The organism is Kitasatospora sp. NPDC088264 (genome assembly GCF_040685715.1).
GTDB lineage: Bacteria > Actinomycetota > Actinomycetes > Streptomycetales > Streptomycetaceae > Kitasatospora.
On the sequence record NZ_JBFBIR010000040.1, the window covers coordinates 22,040 to 38,398 of the forward strand.

12 protein-coding genes are annotated in these 16,359 nt (G+C 74.3%); 2 read left to right on the top strand and 10 right to left on the bottom strand.

Annotated features, from left to right (window positions below; genetic code table 11):
- Positions 1 to 113: 113 nt before the first annotated feature.
- The 9 genes from AB0O82_RS26300 to AB0O82_RS26340 all read right to left on the bottom strand — a co-directional run bounded on the left by AB0O82_RS26300 (position 114) and on the right by AB0O82_RS26340 (position 11,591).
- A complete protein-coding gene (locus AB0O82_RS26300; RefSeq protein ID WP_363586412.1) occupies positions 114 to 692 on the bottom strand; it encodes a hypothetical protein in 579 nt (192 codons plus the stop codon).
- 123 nt (positions 693 to 815) lie between these two features.
- Positions 816 to 2,138 (bottom strand): glutamate-5-semialdehyde dehydrogenase, encoded by a 1,323-nt coding sequence (locus AB0O82_RS26305; protein ID WP_363586413.1) that lies wholly within the window; start codon positions 2,136 to 2,138, stop codon positions 816 to 818.
- Between the two features lie 136 nt (positions 2,139 to 2,274).
- Positions 2,275 to 2,673: a hypothetical protein gene (locus tag AB0O82_RS26310; RefSeq protein ID WP_363586437.1), complete on the bottom strand. Its 399-nt coding sequence runs from the start codon at positions 2,671 to 2,673 to the stop codon at positions 2,275 to 2,277.
- A gap of 294 nt (positions 2,674 to 2,967) precedes the next feature.
- Complete coding sequence (proB, locus tag AB0O82_RS26315; RefSeq protein WP_363586414.1) at positions 2,968 to 4,104, bottom strand: glutamate 5-kinase; 1,137 nt, start codon at positions 4,102 to 4,104, stop codon at positions 2,968 to 2,970.
- A 321-nt stretch (positions 4,105 to 4,425) separates the two neighbouring features.
- Complete coding sequence (obgE, locus tag AB0O82_RS26320) at positions 4,426 to 5,904, bottom strand: GTPase ObgE (protein WP_363586415.1); 1,479 nt, start codon at positions 5,902 to 5,904, stop codon at positions 4,426 to 4,428.
- A gap of 100 nt (positions 5,905 to 6,004) precedes the next feature.
- Complete coding sequence (gene rpmA, locus AB0O82_RS26325) at positions 6,005 to 6,262, bottom strand: 50S ribosomal protein L27 (protein ID WP_360211510.1); 258 nt, start codon at positions 6,260 to 6,262, stop codon at positions 6,005 to 6,007.
- A 14-nt stretch (positions 6,263 to 6,276) separates the two neighbouring features.
- Positions 6,277 to 6,594 (bottom strand): 50S ribosomal protein L21, encoded by a 318-nt coding sequence (rplU, locus tag AB0O82_RS26330; RefSeq protein WP_280677087.1) that lies wholly within the window; start codon positions 6,592 to 6,594, stop codon positions 6,277 to 6,279.
- A 233-nt stretch (positions 6,595 to 6,827) separates the two neighbouring features.
- Positions 6,828 to 10,397: an Rne/Rng family ribonuclease gene (locus AB0O82_RS26335; protein ID WP_363586416.1), complete on the bottom strand. Its 3,570-nt coding sequence runs from the start codon at positions 10,395 to 10,397 to the stop codon at positions 6,828 to 6,830.
- Between the two features lie 432 nt (positions 10,398 to 10,829).
- On the bottom strand, positions 10,830 to 11,591 hold the full coding sequence (locus AB0O82_RS26340) for a TIGR03936 family radical SAM-associated protein (protein ID WP_363586417.1): 762 nt from the start codon (positions 11,589 to 11,591) through the stop codon (positions 10,830 to 10,832).
- Between the two features lie 410 nt (positions 11,592 to 12,001).
- On the opposite strand from AB0O82_RS26340, the gene AB0O82_RS26345 reads away from it, so the two are divergent.
- The gene (locus tag AB0O82_RS26345) at positions 12,002 to 12,376 is read left to right on the top strand and encodes a peptidoglycan-binding domain-containing protein (protein WP_363586418.1); all 375 of its coding nucleotides are present in this window, start codon (positions 12,002 to 12,004) and stop codon (positions 12,374 to 12,376) included.
- A gap of 193 nt (positions 12,377 to 12,569) precedes the next feature.
- On the opposite strand, the gene AB0O82_RS26350 is transcribed toward AB0O82_RS26345, so the two are convergent.
- A complete protein-coding gene (locus tag AB0O82_RS26350) occupies positions 12,570 to 14,513 on the bottom strand; it encodes a TIGR03960 family B12-binding radical SAM protein (protein ID WP_363586419.1) in 1,944 nt (647 codons plus the stop codon).
- A 495-nt stretch (positions 14,514 to 15,008) separates the two neighbouring features.
- Here AB0O82_RS26350 and AB0O82_RS26355 point away from each other — a divergent pair, with 495 nt between their 5' ends.
- A complete protein-coding gene (locus tag AB0O82_RS26355; protein ID WP_363586420.1) occupies positions 15,009 to 16,301 on the top strand; it encodes a M14 family zinc carboxypeptidase in 1,293 nt (430 codons plus the stop codon).
- Positions 16,302 to 16,359: the final 58 nt, after the last annotated feature.

Consider the following 16,359-nt stretch of genomic DNA (forward strand, 5'->3'; position numbering starts at 1 on the left):
ACCAGGGTAAGGCGCGCCGTCGCCCCTCCACGAGGGTGCGACCGCAGATTCCCGGGAACGCCCCGCAACCGCCCGCCCCGGCGCGCACCACCCCTGCGCCACGCCCTACGACGTCACCCCGCAGGTGCCGTGACCACGAGCGACGGCTCGGCGGGCGCGGGCCTCGGGTCGGTCCCGGGGCTGCTGCTGCCGGACTCCGGGCGCCGGGGCGCGCCGGAGGAGCCGCCCACGCCCTGGTAGATCGCCGCGACCGCGACGGCCACCAGGCTCACGCCCATGATCACGGCGAGCACCCAGGCCACCGGCCGGTGCCAACGCTGCTGGGCCACGTACCGCCCGCGCCCGCGCGCCGGGTCGTAGCCGCGTCGGCGGCGGCCCGGGCGGCCGGGCGCCCGGCCGGGGCCCGACCAGGGATCGGAGTACAGGTGGTCGTCGTCGAGTCCGCTCGGGTGCGGGCGCAGCTCCAGCGGCAGCCCGTCCCCGGCGGTGACGTCATAGCCCCAGACCGGGCCCGCGGTGTCCGGCTCGAACCGGGCCTCGGCGGCGGCGAGCTGCCGCTCCTTGGCCGTCGGCTCGTGCACGGCGGCGGACCGGACGAAGGCCTCATCGAAGACCACGGTGGCGAACTCGTCGTCCGCACCACCGTGGTCGGCGCCGTCGGGGTACGGCGAGCCCCCCACATCGTCAGCCACGGCTTCAGCGTATTACCGGGCGGCCGATTTGTCTGTGGCTCATCGCAGTTGGTCCGTCACACGTGTGACGCGGGCCGCCGCGGACCGCCCCGGGGCCCGGCCGGCCCGCCGCGCGGGCCGCGCTCAGCGCACGTCCGCGTCCCCGCCCACGGTCTGCGTCGCCTCGCCGCGCACGTGCCCGTCACCAGTGACGATGTACTTGGTGCTGGTCAGCTCGGGCAGGCCCATCGGGCCGCGGGCGTGCAGCTTCTGGGTGGAGATGCCGATCTCCGCGCCGAAGCCGAACTCGGCGCCGTCGGTGAAGCGGGTGGAGGCGTTGACGGCCACCGTGGTCGAGTCGACCAGCCGGGTGAAGCGCCGGGCGGCGGCCTGCGAGGTGGTGACGATCGCCTCGGTGTGGCCGGAGGACCAGCGGCGGATGTGCTCGACGGCGGCGTCCAGCGAGGGCACCACGGCCGCGGCCAGGTCGTAGGACAGGTACTCCGCGCCCCAGTCCTCGTCGGTGGCGGGCACCACGGTGGCGGCGCCGCCCTCGGCGGCCTTGAGCACCGCGTCGTCGCCGTGCACGGTCACCCCGGCCTCGGCGAGGGCGGCCAGCGCGAGCGGCAGGAAGGCGTCCGCGACGTCCTGGTGGACGAGCAGCGTCTCGGCCGCGTTGCAGACGCTGACCCGCTGCGCCTTGGAGTTCAGCAGGATGCCGACGGCCATCGCCAGGTCGGTCTGAGCGTCCACGTAGACGTGGCAGTTGCCGGTGCCGGTCTCGATCACGGGCACGGTCGAGCCCTCGACCACCGTGCGGATCAGCGAGGCCCCGCCGCGCGGGATCAGCACGTCGACCAGGCCGCGGGCCCGCATCAGCTCCTGGACGGAGTCCCGGCTCTCGCCCGGGACGAGCTGGACGGCGTCGGCGGGCAGCCCGGCCGCGGCGACCGCGTCCCGCAGGACGGCGACCAGCGCGGTGTTGGAGCGGTAGGCGGAGGCCGAGCCGCGCAGCAGCACGGCGTTGCCGGACTTGAGGCAGAGCGCGGCGGCGTCCACCGTGACGTTCGGCCGGGCCTCGTAGATGATGCCGACCACGCCGAGCGGCACCCGCACCTGGCGCACGTCCAGGCCGTTGGGCAGGGTGTAGCCGCGCAGCACCTCGCCGACCGGGTCGGGCAGGCCGACGACGTCGCGCACGTCGGAGGCGATCGCGGCGATCCGCTCGTGGTCGAGGCTCAGCCGGTCGATCACCGACTCGGCGGTGCCGGCCGCGCGGGCGCGGGCCACGTCCTCGGCGTTGGCGGCGGTGATCTCGGCGCTGCGGGCCACCAGGGCGTCCGCGATCGCCAGCAGCGCGGCGTCCTTCGCCCTGCGCGGCAGCGGGGCGAGCGCGGCGGCGGCCTCCCGGGCTCGGCGCGCTACGGCGAGGACGGGGCTGTCGGCGGTGGCGAGGTCGCTGCTCATGCGCCAAGGGTAGCGACTGCGCAGGGCCCGCCGAGCGGCCATTTCGCCCGGTGAGACGGCCTGGCGGGACGGTTCTCCCCTGTGGCTCACCCGTCTCCGGGCCTCATTCCGGGGACCGCGCCCGGGGGCGTCCCCCTCAGTACGGGTGCACCCCGCCCAGGTGCGGCGGCGGATCGCCGAAGCCCTCCGCCACCCGCTTGTGGTACGTCGCCCGGTCGACCACCTCCAGGCCGACGATCTCCCACGGCGGCAGGTTCGCGGTGACCTTGTGCTCGCCCCACAGCCGCAGCGCTATCGCCGCCGCGTCGTGCAGGTCCCGGGCCTGCTCCCAGTACCGGATCTCGGCGTGGTCGGCGGCGTAGCGGGCGGTGAGGAAGAACGAGTGGTCGTGCGCCAGCCGCTCCAGCGAGGCCCGCAGCGAGGACAGCGGGGTGACCTGCCCGGACACGCTCAGCACCACGTGCCAGAGCCGGGCCTGCTCGGGCACGGTGGGCGGCTCCCCCGGGTCCGCGTGCTGCGACCGCGGCCTGCGCATCCCGCCGGGCCCCTGCGGCGGCGGACCGGCCGGCTCGGCGGGTCCGTCCCCGCGTCCGCCGTCGATGCTGGTCAGCCGCCGGCCCGCCGTCCCTGCGGTCAGCGTTGCCTCGCTTCTGCGTTCCACCGGCGGCCTCCTGTTCGGCGATGTCGTGTCGTCCCCCGCACCGGACCCGCCGGCCCGCGGCCGACCGGTACGGCTGCACCGCTCCTCGCCCGCGGCCGGGCCACTCCCCGTGCGGAGCGGCCCGCCCACCGCGCTCTGCCGATCGGCCGGTACCGGCACACCGGCCGGTCAGCCGCGCAGAACGACCAGGTCGTCGCGGTGGACGACCTCACGCTCGTACGCGGCGCCGAACTCCTGGGCCAGGTCGCGGGTGGACCGGCCGAGCAGGCGGGGCAACTCCCTCGCATCAAAGTTGACCAGTCCGCGAGCCACGATGTGGCCGTTTTCGGCAAGAAGGTCCACCGGATCACCCGCCGTGAACTCCCCGTCCACCTTGGTGACCCCGGCGGGCAGCAGCGAGGCGCCGCCGGAGACGACGGCCGTGACGGCGCCCGCGTCGAGGTGCAGGGCGCCGCGCGGGCTGCTCGCGTGGGCCAGCCAGAGCATCCGGTCGGAGGTGCGGCTGCCGGTGCGCAGGAACAGGGTGCCGGTGCGCCGTCCGGCCAGCGCGTCGGCGGCCTGGCTGGCGGCGGTGAGCACCACCGGGATGCCCGCGCCGGTGGCGATCCGGGCCGCCTCGACCTTGGTGACCATGCCGCCGGTGCCGACGCCGGCCTTGCCCGCGCTGCCGATCTCGACGCCGTCGAGGTCGTGCGGGCCGCTCACCTGGTCGATCCGGCTGGTGCCGGGCCGGGCCGGGTCGCCGTCGTAGAGGCCGTCCACGTCGGAGAGCAGCACGAGCAGGTCGGCCCGGACCAGGTGGGCGACCAGCGCGGCCAACCGGTCGTTGTCCCCGAACTTGATTTCGGCGGTGGCGACGGTGTCGTTCTCGTTGACGATCGGCATCGCGCCCATCGCCAGCAGCTGGTCGAGGGTGCGGTAGGCGTTGCGGTAGTGGGCGCGCCGGCTGGCGTCCTCGGCGGTGAGCAGCACCTGGCCGACCCGGATGCCGTACCGGGCGAAGGAGGCGGTGTAGCGGGCGACCAGCAGGCCCTGGCCGACGCTGGCGGCGGCCTGCTGACGGGCCAGGTCCTTGGGCCGCTTGTCCAGGCCGAGCGGGGCCAGGCCGGCGGCGATGGCGCCGGAGGAGACGAGGACGACCTCGGGTGCGTCCGGGCGGCTGCGCACCTTGGCGAGCGCGTCGACCAGGGCGTCGACCCGGTCGGCGTCCAGGCCGCCGGCCGCCGTGGTGAGGGAGGAGGAGCCGACCTTGACGACGATCCGCCGGGCGGTCAGCACCTCCTCGCGCAGTGAGTCCTCGCTCATCTCGCTGTACGCCCTTCCGGTGTGGTGCGGGTGCGGCGGGCCGGGCCCGGCCGTCACCCCCGAAATCTACGCGATCCGCGCAGGTCGCCCGCAGGGTGTTTCACCGTCCGGACCCGCCCCGGCCACGGCGCCGCCACGGCCGGATCGCCGGTCCGGACGGCCGGCGGGCCGGGGCCGGTACGGTCCCTGACCGTGGGCCCGACGAAAGTGACGTCCCGTCGGTTCCGAACGGGGGCCGGACACGCGAACGGCCCCCACCGCCCCGGAGGGTGGTGGGGGCCGTTCGCCCAGGCCGGCTCGGGACGCGTCCCGCCGGCCGGGTCACTCCTCGTCGTCGCCCTCGTCGATGGCGGCCGGGCGGGTGCTGGAGAGCGCCTCGAAGGCGAGGAACTCGGCCTCGGCCGCGTCCCGGCCCTTCTGCTTCTCGCGGCGGCGGTCGACCGCCGGGCGCGGGCTCTCCAGGCGGTGGTCCTCACCGCGGCGGCCGAGCATCTCGGCGCCGGCGGCCATGGTCGGCTCCCAGTCGAAGACGACGGCGTTCTCGTCCGGGCCGATGATGACGGTGTCGCCCTCGTGCGCCCCGACCTTCCACAGCTTGTCCTCGACGCCGAGGCGGGCCAGCCGGTCGGCGAGGTAGCCGACGGCCTCGTCGTTGGAGAAGTCGGTCTGGCGGACCCAGCGCTCCGGCTTGGTGCCGCGGATGCGGTAGGCGCCGTCCTCCTCGGTGATGGTGAAGCCCTCGTCGTCAACGGCCTTGGGCCGCAGCACGATCCGGGTCGACTCCTCGACCGGCTTGGCGGCGCGCGCCTCGGCGACGATCTGCGCCAGCGCGAAGTTCAGCTCGCGAAGGCCCTTGCGGGAGGCGGCGGAGACCTCGAACACCCGGTAGCCGCGCTCCTCCAGGGACTCCCGGGTGAGGTCGGCGATGTCCTGGCCGTCCGGCACGTCCACCTTGTTGAGCGCGACCAGGCGCGGGCGCTCCTCCAGACCACCGTACTCGGCCAGCTCGGCCTCGATGGTCTCCAGGTCGGTCAGCGGGTCGCGGCCGGGCTCCAGGGTGGCGCAGTCCAGCACGTGCACCAGCACCGAGCAGCGCTCGACGTGCCGCAGGAACTCCAGGCCCAGGCCGCGGCCCTGGCTGGCGCCGGGGATCAGGCCGGGCACGTCGGCGATGGTGTAGACGGTGTCGCCGGCGGTGACCACGCCGAGGTTGGGGATCAGGGTGGTGAACGGGTAGTCCGCGATCTTCGGCTTGGCCGCCGAGAGCACCGAGATCAGCGAGGACTTGCCGGCGCTCGGGTAGCCGACCAGGGCCACGTCGGCGACGGACTTGAGCTCCATCACGATGTCGCGGGCCTCGCCGGGCTCGCCGAGCAGCGCGAAGCCGGGCGCCTTGCGGCGGGCCGAGGACAGCGCGGCGTTGCCGAGGCCGCCACGGCCGCCCTGGGCGGCGACGAAGCTGGTGCCGTGCCCGACCAGGTCGGCCAGCACCTCGCCGTTGCGGTCCAGCACCACGGTGCCGTCCGGCACCAGCAGGACGAGGTCGCCGCCGTCCGCGCCGGTGCGGTGGCCGCCCGCGCCGGGCTTGCCGTTGGTGGCCTTGCGCTTGGGCGAGTGGTGGTACTCCAGCAGGGTGGTGATCTGCGCGTCGACGGTGAGGATGACGCTGCCGCCCTCGCCGCCGTTGCCGCCGTCGGGGCCGCCGAGCGGCTTGAACTTCTCCCGGTGCACGGAGGCGCAGCCGTGGCCCCCGTTACCCGCGGCGACGTGAAGTTCGACGCGGTCCACGAAGGTGGTCATGGTGTGCCTCCAGTGTGCGAAAGTCTGCTGCTACCTGCGTAAAGCATGAAGGGTGGACCGGAACATTCCGGCCCACCCTTCACTGTGAGTCTGGTGTGACTCAGGCCTCGGAGGCCACGATGTTGACGACCTTGCGGCCGCGGCGGGTGCCGAACTGCACGGCACCCGCGGTCAGCGCGAACAGGGTGTCGTCGCCACCGCGACCGACGCCCGCACCCGGGTGGAAGTGGGTGCCGCGCTGGCGCACGAGGATCTCGCCGGCGGAGACGACCTGGCCGCCGAAGCGCTTCACGCCGAGGCGCTGGGCGTTCGAGTCACGGCCGTTGCGGGTAGAGCTTGCGCCCTTCTTGTGTGCCATATCTCGCTATCCCCTTACTTGCTGACCGAGTCGATGCTGGTGATGCGCACCGCGGTGTGCTTCTGACGGTGACCCTGGCGACGGCGGTAGCCGGTCTTGTTCTTGTAGCGCAGGATGACGATCTTGTCGCCCTTGGTCTGGTCGACGACCTCGGCGTGGGCCTTCACACCGGCCAGGACCCACGGGTCGGACGTGACGGCTTCGCCGTCGACGATCAGGATGGTCGAGAGCTCGACCGAGTCACCCGGCTTGGCCTCGATACGGTCGATCTCCAGCACGTCGCCGACGGCGACCTTGTGCTGGCGGCCGCCTGCGCGAACGATCGCGTACATGCGGTACCTGCTTTCCTTACTCGGTCGGAACTCCCGACGCCAGCCACCTGGGTACGGACACAGGGGCCTCTCCCCGCCCGCTGCCGCGCGAACGCGGCGCTTCGGGAAGGTGATGTGCTCGGGAGCGTGTGGCGTAGACACGCCGAGGGTCAAGAATACGGACCGGCCGCCCGGGGGGCAAACCGGCCCGTACGGCCCGGGGCGGGAAGGGTCCCGCCCCGGGCGCGTGGGCACTACTCGGCCGCCGTATCACCTTCGGCGGCCGCCGCCTTCTTGGCCGCCGCGCTCGTCCGCTTGGTCGCGGTCTTGCGGGCGGTGGTCTTCTTGGCCGCCGTGGTCGTCTTCTTGGCGGCGGTCTTCTTCGCGGCGGTCTTGCGGGCGGCCCGCTTCTTGGGCGCCGGGGCCTCCTCCGCGGGCGGCTCCTCGGCCTCGGCCTCGGTGGCCGGGGCCTCCGCCGCCGGAGCCTCGACGACGGCCTCCGCGGTCTCGACGGCCTGGGCCTCCTCCGCGGGAGCCTCGACGACGGCCTCCACGGCCTCGACGGCCTCGGGCGTCACCACGGCCGGGGCGGCCGGGTTGGCGGCCTCCAGGGCCGCCTCCAGCGCCGCGTCGGCCCGCGCCTGGAGCACCACGATCTCGGCCTCGCCCGGCGCCCCGGCCGGAGCCGTCGCCTTGCGGACCGCGCGGCGGCGGGTGCGGCCGGCCGGAGCCGCCGGGGCGGCGGGGATCTCGACCAGGTCCGGCTGGGCGGCCGGGGCCTCCTCGACGGCCTCCGCCTCGACGCCCGGGACCTCCAGGGCCAGCTGGCCCTCGATCTCCTCGCGCACCGGCTCGCCCTCGACGACCACCTCGGCCACCGCGGCCTCGACGGCCTGCGGCTCCTCGACGGCCGCCCCGCCCTTGCCCCGGCGACGGCGCTTGCTGCTGCCCGCGGCCGCCTCGGCCGACACGGCCGGGGTGTGGACGTGGGCGCTCGGCTGCTCCATGTGAACGATCACGCCGCGGCCGTTGCAGTGCACGCACGGCTCGGAGAAGGACTCCAACAGGCCCTGGCCGACCCGCTTGCGGGTCATCTGGACCAGGCCCAGCGAGGTGACCTCGGCCACCTGGTGCTTGGTCCGGTCCCGGCCCAGGCACTCCAGCAGTCGGCGCAGCACCAGGTCCCGGTTGGACTCCAGCACCATGTCGATGAAGTCGATCACGATGATGCCGCCGAGGTCGCGCAGCCGCAGCTGGCGCACGATCTCCTCGGCCGCCTCGATGTTGTTGCGGGTGACCGTCTCCTCCAGGTTGCCGCCCTGACCGACGAACTTCCCGGTGTTGACGTCGATGACGACCATCGCCTCGGTGCGGTCGATCACCAGCGAACCGCCGCTGGGCAGCCAGACCTTGCGGTCCAGCGCCTTCATCAGCTGCTCGTCGATCCGGTAGGTGGCGAACACGTCCACCTCGGAGGTCCACCGCTGGAGCCGCTCGGCGAGGTCCGGGGCCACGTTGGAGACGTAGTCGTGGATGGTGCTCCACGCCTCGTCGCCGGAGACGATGACCTTGGTGAAGTCCTCGTTGAAGATGTCGCGGACGACCCGGACGGTCATGTCCGGCTCGCCGTACAGCAGCGCGGGGGCGTTGCCGGTCGCGGCCTTCTTCTGGATGTCCTCCCACTGCTGCTGCAGCCGCTGGACGTCGCGGGTCAGCTCGTCCTCGGAGGCGCCCTCGGCGGCGGTGCGCACGATGACGCCCGCGTCGTCCGGGACGATCTTCTTGAGGATCTGCTTCAGCCGGGCGCGCTCGTTCTCGGGGAGCTTGCGCGAGATGCCGGTCATCGAGCCCTCGGGCACGTAGACCAGGTAACGGCCGGGCAGCGAGATCTGGCTGGTCAGGCGGGCGCCCTTGTGGCCGATCGGGTCCTTGGAGACCTGCACCAGCACGGACTGGCCGGACTTCAGCACCGACTCGATCCGGCGCGGGCCACCGTGGCCCAGCGCACCGAAGTTGACCTCGCCGGCGTACAGCACGGCGTTGCGGCCCTTGCCGATGTCGACGAAGGCGGCCTCCATCGACGGCAGCACGTTCTGGACCTTGCCCAGGTAGACGTTGCCGACGTACGAGGTGGCCTGCTCCTTGTTGACGTAGTGCTCGACCAGCACGCCGTCCTCGAGGACGCCGATCTGGGTCCGCTGGCCGTTCTGGCGCACCACCATGACGCGCTCGACCGACTCGCGGCGGGCCAGGAACTCGGCCTCGGTGATGATCGGCACCCGGCGGCGGCCCAGCTCGCGGCCCTCGCGGCGGCGCTGCTTCTTCGCCTCCAGACGGGTCGAGCCCTTGATGGACTGCACCTCGTCCGGGTCGAAGGACGGCTCGGTGGAACGGCGGCGCGGCTCGCGCACCTTCACCACCGTGCGGACCCCGTCCTCGGTGGTCTCGGCGGTCTCGACGGCACCGGCCTCACCGCTGCGGCGGCGACGACGGCGGCGACGGCGGGACGAGGACAGGCCGGCGGCCAGGTCGTCGTCGTCCTCGACGTCCTCCTCGACGTCCGCGGTCGGCTCCTCGACGACGGACTGCCCGGTCTCGACGGCCTCGGCCTCGAACTCCTCGGCCTCGCCACGGCGACGACGGCGGCCGCCCCGACGGCGACGGCGCGACGGACGGTCGTCCTCCCACTCGCCCTCGGTCTCCGGACCGGCGACGGGGGCCTCGACGACGGGCGCCTCGACCGGCACCTCGACGACCCGCTCGACCGGCTTCGCCTTCTCGGCGGCCTTCGCCCGCTCGATGACCTTGGCCTTCTCAGCCTTCTCGGCCTTCTCGGCGGCCTTCCTCTCGGCGGCCTTCGAACGGCTCGGCGGCTGCACCCGCACCGAAGTGCGCACCCGGCGGCGGCGGCCGACGCCGCTGTACTCGAACTCGTCCTCCTCGCGCTGCGCGGCGACCGGAGCCTCCACCGGCGCCGGAGCGGCGGCGGGCTGCTGCGGCGCCTGCGGCTGCGCGGCGGGGGCCGGGCCGGCGGCGGGCTCCTGGAACACCGGAGCCTGGAAGATCGCGGTGGACGGGCGGACCGCACGGCGGCGCACCCGGTGGGTCGGCTCGGCGGCCGGCGCGGGCTGGACGGCCACGGGCTCCTCGACCGGCTCCTCCTCGACAGGCTCCTCCGCGACGGCGGGCTCCTCGACGGAGGGCTCGACGACCTGCGCGGCCTCGACCACGCGGCGGCGACGGGCCCGGCGGGCCGGAGCGGCGGGGGCCTCCTCGGCAGCCTCCTCGGCGGCGGGGGCCTCGGCCACCGGGGCGGCGGCAGCGGGCTCCTCGGCCGGGGTCTCGGCGGCGGCCGGCGCCCCGGCGGGCGCCTCGGCGCGCTTGCGGGTGCGGCGGGCCCGGACCGGCTTCTCGGCCACCGGCTCGGCGGCCGGCTCAGCGGCGTTCTCGACCGGCTTCGCGGTCGCCTTCGCGCTCGCCTTCGCGGTCGTCTTCTCGGCGGCGGCCGGCTCGGTGGCCACGACCGGGGTCGTCTCCGGCGTCCCGGCCGGAGCCTCGGCGCGCTTGCGGGTCCGGCGGGCCCGGACCGGCTTCTCGGCCACCGGCTCGGCGGCCGGTGCGGCCTGCGCCTCGGCGACGGGCGCCTCGGCCGGAATGACCGTCTCGGCCGTCTCGGCGGCCGCACCCTGCGGGGTGCCCGCCGGGCGGGACACCGCACGGCGACGGCGGCGCGGCGGCGCCGCGGAGGTGCCCTCGCCGCCGGTCGCGGCGGTCTCGTTCTGTTCCGTCGCCGCGTTCTGCTGCGGATCGGTGTTATCGAGCATGCGGGTGGATCTCCCGTCAGGCCCCCGGGCTCCACATCCGGGCACGGCACGGCACCCGTGGCCGGCCGGCATCGTGACGATGCTCGGGCCGGACCCTTTCACGGTGCCGCCGCGCGGACGCGAGGCCGCACAGGGGCTCGTAGTCTCGCTCGGCGCCCCGCCGCTCGGCGGGGTGTCGAAAGTCTTCTGGTCTGACCAGTCTTCTGTGGTTTTCCCAAGCTGCGCCGTTCCCCAACCCCGGGTGGCTCCCGGACGGGGTTCCCGGGCCCACCGACCTTCCTGGTCGGCGGGCCTCAGGTGGCCGGCCTGTGCTGCGACGACGCTCGCTCCCCTGGGGAGCCGCGGGAACCTGGAGGACCGTCGGGCCCAGTGAGGCACTGGGCCCGGCCTCCGCCCGTCAGGCGGACGCGGCCCCGCGAACCCCGGCGGCTGTCAGCCGGCCGGAGCCGCGGCGCGGTCGAGCGCCAGCGGGTCGGTCACCGTGCCGGACTCCTCGTCGAGCGGCCCCTGCGCCAGCCTGGTCACCTCTGCGGGGACCGGCGGCGCCAGGTCGGCCGTCACACGGAGACCGGACAATACGTCGTCGGGTCGTACGGCGGGTGTGGCGTGTCGTACTACCAGGCGCAGTATCGCACAGGCACGGCCGGTCCGAACATTGCGGTCCGCTTCGGCCGCCGTGTCCGCACCGTCGACGACCTGCGGCGCGGCGATCTCGAGCACCGCCACCGGACCGCGCGCGTCGAAGACCCGCACGCCGTTCTTGGTCACGCGTTCGACCTCGACCCGCTCCGCGGCGAGGAACACCGCGACCGCGCGGGCAGCCTCCTGCGGCTCGACGCCGTCCAGCCGGAGCAGCCACTCGGAGGCCTCCAGGCGCTCCACGAAGTTCGGCGTCCGGACCTCGACCGCGTCGATCACGTCCAGTCCGGTCGGCAGCGACTCGTCCAGTTGTGCCCGCAGTTCCTCCGGGTCACGGAGGGCGGCCAGGCCGATCTCCAGGTACTCCGCCTCGCTCGCCACCCCGGTCGGGGCCGCGTTGGCGTAGGACACCTTCGGGTGCGGGGTGAAGCCGGCCGAATAGGCCATCGGCACGGCGGACCGGCGCAGGGCGCGCTCGAAAGCACGCTGGAAGTCGCGGTGGCTGGTGAAGCGGAGCCGGCCGCGCTTGGTGTAGCGGAGACGGATCCGCTGCACCGTCGGCGCGGGCGGAGGACCGTCGGGCGTACGGCGTGCCAGGGTCGCTCAGTCCTTAGTCAGTTGTCCCCGTCCGGCGCGACGGCTGCCGCCGCTGTCCGGACTCTGTCACCTCAAAGGGTACGCGCCCCGCCACCCCCCTCGTCCCGCCCCTGGTCAGCCGCACCCCGACGCCCCCGGCCGGGACGCTCCGACCGAGGGGGCGGCGCCCGCAACCCCCCGGCCACCCACGGCGAGCACGTCCCCGCAGGTGGCGGGCCGTTCTGAGGCCCTCGTCCGGCGGCGGGAAAATTCCCGGAACATCCCTGATGCCGTTCCTCCGTGTTGGGACGCCCGCCCGCTAGGCAGGATTCGAGCCGTCCGAGTGCGACTCACCCGGACCCACCGACCGCACACCGGGGGTGTGCGGCATGAGGAAGGGAACCTCCATGCGCAAGATCCTCGCCGGCCTCGCAGTGACCGGCCTCCTGTTCGCGGGCGGCGTCGCCACGGCGGGCAGCGCGTCCGCGGCGCAGGCCGGCAGCTACTGCGGGACCACCTACACGACCTGGGAGCCGCTGCTGCGCGGCGGCGAGCACAACGACGCCGTCAAGGCCCTGCAGTGCGAGCTCAACTCCTCCCTGAACACCACCCCCCTGAACGTCGACGGCGCGTTCGGACAGGACACCCTGAGCAGGGTGCTGCGGTTCCAGGCCTGTACCGGCCTCTCCCAGGACGGTCAGGTCGGCGCGCAGACCTGGGCCAAGCTGGACTCCATCAGCACCTCGACCAACTGGGCCTGCTGATCCCGCATCCGGGCCCCGCCCGACGACCGGAGGACGCGGCGGCGATACCCGCCGGCCGGCGCCTCACGCACCGGCCGTCGTCCGCTCGGCGAACGCATGGAGCCCTCCCCGATTCCCGGGGAGGGCTCCATCCGTCACGTCGAGCACGTCACGCGGCCCGGACCCACCCGATCCGCGCCACCCGCGCCATCAACTAGCCCTGCGGGTCAGCCCCGTTGACCACGGCCAGCGGCAGCAGCTTCTTCCCGGTGGGACCGATCTGGATCTTGAGGTCCATCTGCGGGCACACGCCGCAATCGAAGCACGGGGTCCAACGGCAGTCGTCGACCTCGACCTCCTCCAGGGCGTCCTGCCAGTCCTCCCAGAGCCAGTCCTTGTCGAGGCCGCTGTCCAGGTGGTCCCAGGGCAGCACCTCCTCGTAGGTGCGCTCGCGGGTGGTGTACCAGTCGACGTCGACGCCGGTGCCGGCCAGGCCCTTCTCGGCGGAGGCCATCCAGCGGTCGTAGGAGAAGTGCTCGCGCCAGCCGTCGAAGCGGCCGCCGTCCTCGTAGACGGCGCGGATGACGGCGCCGATGCGGCGGTCGCCGCGGGACAGCAGGCCCTCGACGATGCCGGGCTTGCCGTCGTGGTAGCGGTAGCCGATGTTCTTGCCGTACTTGCGGTCGCCGCGGATCGAGTCGCGCAGCTTGGCCAGCCGGGCATCGGTGGCCTCGGCGGACAGCTGCGGGGCCCACTGGAACGGGGTGTGCGGCTTGGGCACGAACCCGCCGATGGAGACGGTGCAGCGGATGTCGTTCTGGCCGGTGACCTCGCGGCCCTTCTGGATGACGTTCTTCGCCATCGCGCCGATCTGGAGCACGTCCTCGTCGGTCTCGGTGGGCAGGCCGCACATGAAGTACAGCTTCACCTGGCGCCAGCCGTTGCCGTAGGCGGTGGCGACGGTGCGGATCAGGTCCTCCTCCGACACCATCTTGTTGATCACCTTGCGCATGCGCTCGCTGCCGCCCTCGGGGGCGAAGGTGAGGCCCGAGCGGCGGCCGTTGCGGGACAGCTCGTTGGCGAGGTCGATGTTGAAGGCGTCGACGCGGGTGGACGGCAGCGACAGGCCGATCTTGTCGTCGCTGTAGCGGTCGGCCAGGCCCTTGGCGATGTCCCCGATCTCGGTGTGGTCGGCGCTGGACAGCGACAGCAGGCCCACTTCCTCGAAACCGGTCGCCTTCAGCCCGCGCTCCACCATCTCGCCGATGCCGGTGATGCTTCGCTCCCGCACGGGGCGCGTGATCATGCCGGCCTGGCAGAAGCGGCAGCCGCGGGTGCAGCCGCGGAAGATCTCCACGGACATCCGCTCGTGCACGGTCTCCGCGAGCGGGACGAGCGGCTGCTTCGGGTAGGGCCACTCGTCGAGGTCCATCACGGTGTGCTTGGACACCCGCCACGGCACGCCCGGGGCGTTCGGCACGACGCGCCCGATCCGGCCGTCGGCCAGGTACTCCACGTCGTAGAACTTCGGCACGTACACCCCGCCGGTACGGGCGAGGCGCAGCAGCAGCTCGTCGCGTCCGCCCGGGCGGCCCTCGGCCTTCCAGCCGCGGACGAGCTCGGTGATGTCGAGCACGGCCTGCTCGCCGTCGCCGACCACCGCGCAGTCGATGAAGTCCGCGATCGGCTCGGGGTTGAACGCGGCGTGGCCGCCGGCCAGGACGATCGGGTCCTCGTCGGTGCGGTCCTTGGCCTCCAGCGGGATGCCGGCCAGGTCGAGCGCGGTCAGCATGTTGGTGTAGCCGAGCTCGGTGGAGAACGACAGGCCGAACACGTCGAAGGCCTTCACCGGGCGGTGCGCGTCCACGGTGAACTGCGGGACGTCGTGCTCGCGCATCAGCGCTTCGAGGTCCGGCCAGACGCTGTAGGTGCGCTCGGCGAGCACGCCCTCGCGCTCGTTGAGCACCTCGTAGAGGATCATGACGCCCTGGTTGGGCAGGCCGACCTCGTAGGCGTCGGGGTACATCAGCGCCCAGCGGACGTCGCAGGCGTCCCAGTCCTTGACGGTCGAGTTGAGCTCGCCGCCGACGTACTGGATCGGCTTCTGGACGTGCGGGAGGAGGGCCTCCAGGCGTGGGAAGACCGATTCGACAGTCATGTACTAGGAACCCTTACGACGTGATTCGGTGCCGCGCGCATCGGCAGGCGACGGCGGGGAGGGGTGACCCTCAAGGGTAGCCCAATCCGGGGAAAGGCCCGCTGGCTCACCCCCGGGCTCACCGACGCCCGGCCCGGGCACCCGCCCGCGCTCCGGCGCGGCCGCCCCTCCCCGGCCCGCCCCGGCACACGCAGTGCGCGCCCGCCGCCCGGCGCCGTCCGCCGTTGACATGCCCGGACCACCCATGCGGTACTGACAGGGCCCCGCCAGAGACCTCTGCACCCCTTCCGGACAAGGGAGTTGGGCCGTACGCTCAACCCTCGCCGACTCCCCCGGCGACCCGTCCCCGGCGCGCAGGGCCCCGCCCCCCCCCGGCCCCGCAGGTCGCGTCCGTCGGCGCCCCCGCGCGCCCCGGCGCCCCCGCGCGCCCCGGCGGCCCGACAAGCCAGGCGGCCGCGCGGCCACGCGGCCACGCGGCCACGCCCTAGGAGAGCCATGACCGACACCGACCGGCGGGTCCGCCCGCCCCGGCCCCTCGGCAGCCGGGCCGCCCGCTACCCCGCGCCGGCCCAGGCCGAGGCCGCGGCCCGGCGGCTCGCGCTGCGCCACCCGGAGCGGTGCCGGCTGCGCGAGGTGGGCCGCTCGCGGGCCGGGCGCCCGCTGCTGCTGCTGTCCGTCGACCGGGGCCCGCGCGCGGTGCTGGTCGTCGGCGGCCCGCACCCCAACGAGCCGATCGGCACGGCCGGCGCCCTGCGGCTGGCCGAGGTGCTGCTGGCGCGCCCCACCCGGCCCGGCCTGTCCTGGCACCTGCTGCTCTGCCTGGACCCGGACGGCGCCGCGCTCAACGCGGGCTGGCTGGACGGGCCGCTCACCGTGCGCCGGCACTACGAGCACTTCTTCCGCCCCTCGTTCGAGGAGCAGCCCGAACTGCTGCCGGCCGCCGACGCGGGCCGGCCCCCGATGCCGGAGAGCCTGGCGCTGACCGGCCTGATCGACGAGCTGCGCCCGTTCCTGCAGTGCTCGATGCACGGGGTGGACTTCGGCGGCGCCTTCATCCAGCTGACCGCTCCGGTGCCCGGGCTGCCCGAGCTCTTCGCCGCCTCGGTGCGCCGGGCCGGCATCCCGCTGGACGTCGACCCCTTCGACGCGGTCGGCTGGGCCAGCCCCTTCCCCGGCACCTATCTGATGCCCTCGGCGGACGGCGCGGGCCGGTCACGGGCGCTGCCGGACGAGCCGGAGCTGTCCACCTGGTCGTACGCCGGCCGTCACGGCGGGGTGACGGCCGTGCTGGAGGTGCCGATGTGGGCCGTGGACGCGGTCGGCGACGGCCGTCCGCACCCGGCGGCGGACCGGGCGGTCGGCGCCGCGGCCCGGACGCTGCGCGAGCGCGCCGAGGAGCTCTCCGGGCTGCTGGCCCACGTGCCCGCGCACACCCGGGCGGCGCACGGCGCGCTGGTGCGCGCGGCCGGGTTCACCCTGGAGTTCTGCCCGTCGGTGGCGGAGGAGTGGCTGGCCCGCTGGTGCGCCGAGCCGCTCACGGTGTCCCGGGTGACCACCGCCGAGATCGTCGCGGCCCGGATCCCGCTGCGGGTGGCGTCGACGGTGCTGCGGCTGCTGGCGGACACCGGCGGTCCGACCGTGGAGGCGGCCCGGGGCCGGGCCCGCGACATCGTCACCGAGGGCCTGGGCCTGCTTCACCACCGCTTCGGCGCCCGCTGGGTGCCGGTCCAGGAGCAGCTGGCCCACCAGGTCCGCGCGGCACTCACCGCCGCCGACCGCCTGCTCTGACCCGGGCCGAGGTCCGCCACAACCGGGCAGCAACTACCCACCCAAAGAGCCCAGTTGG

Bases quoted from the DNA above. Each gene is read 5' to 3' on its own strand.
- proB (WP_363586414.1), bottom strand. From the start codon at position 4,104: ATGAGCGAGGACTCACTGCGCGAGGAGGTGCTGACCGCCCGGCGGATC.
- rpmA (WP_360211510.1), bottom strand. From the start codon at position 6,262: ATGGCACACAAGAAGGGCGCAAGCTCTACCCGCAACGGCCGTGACTCG.
- AB0O82_RS26350 (WP_363586419.1), bottom strand. From the start codon at position 14,513: ATGACTGTCGAATCGGTCTTCCCACGCCTGGAGGCCCTCCTCCCGCAC.
- AB0O82_RS26310 (WP_363586437.1), bottom strand. From the start codon at position 2,673: ATGCGCAGGCCGCGGTCGCAGCACGCGGACCCGGGGGAGCCGCCCACC.
- obgE (WP_363586415.1), bottom strand. From the start codon at position 5,904: ATGACCACCTTCGTGGACCGCGTCGAACTTCACGTCGCCGCGGGTAAC.
- AB0O82_RS26305 (WP_363586413.1), bottom strand. From the start codon at position 2,138: ATGAGCAGCGACCTCGCCACCGCCGACAGCCCCGTCCTCGCCGTAGCG.
- rplU (WP_280677087.1), bottom strand. From the start codon at position 6,594: ATGTACGCGATCGTTCGCGCAGGCGGCCGCCAGCACAAGGTCGCCGTC.
- AB0O82_RS26345 (WP_363586418.1), top strand. From the start codon at position 12,002: ATGAGGAAGGGAACCTCCATGCGCAAGATCCTCGCCGGCCTCGCAGTG.
- AB0O82_RS26335 (WP_363586416.1), bottom strand. From the start codon at position 10,397: ATGCTCGATAACACCGATCCGCAGCAGAACGCGGCGACGGAACAGAAC.
- AB0O82_RS26355 (WP_363586420.1), top strand. From the start codon at position 15,009: ATGACCGACACCGACCGGCGGGTCCGCCCGCCCCGGCCCCTCGGCAGC.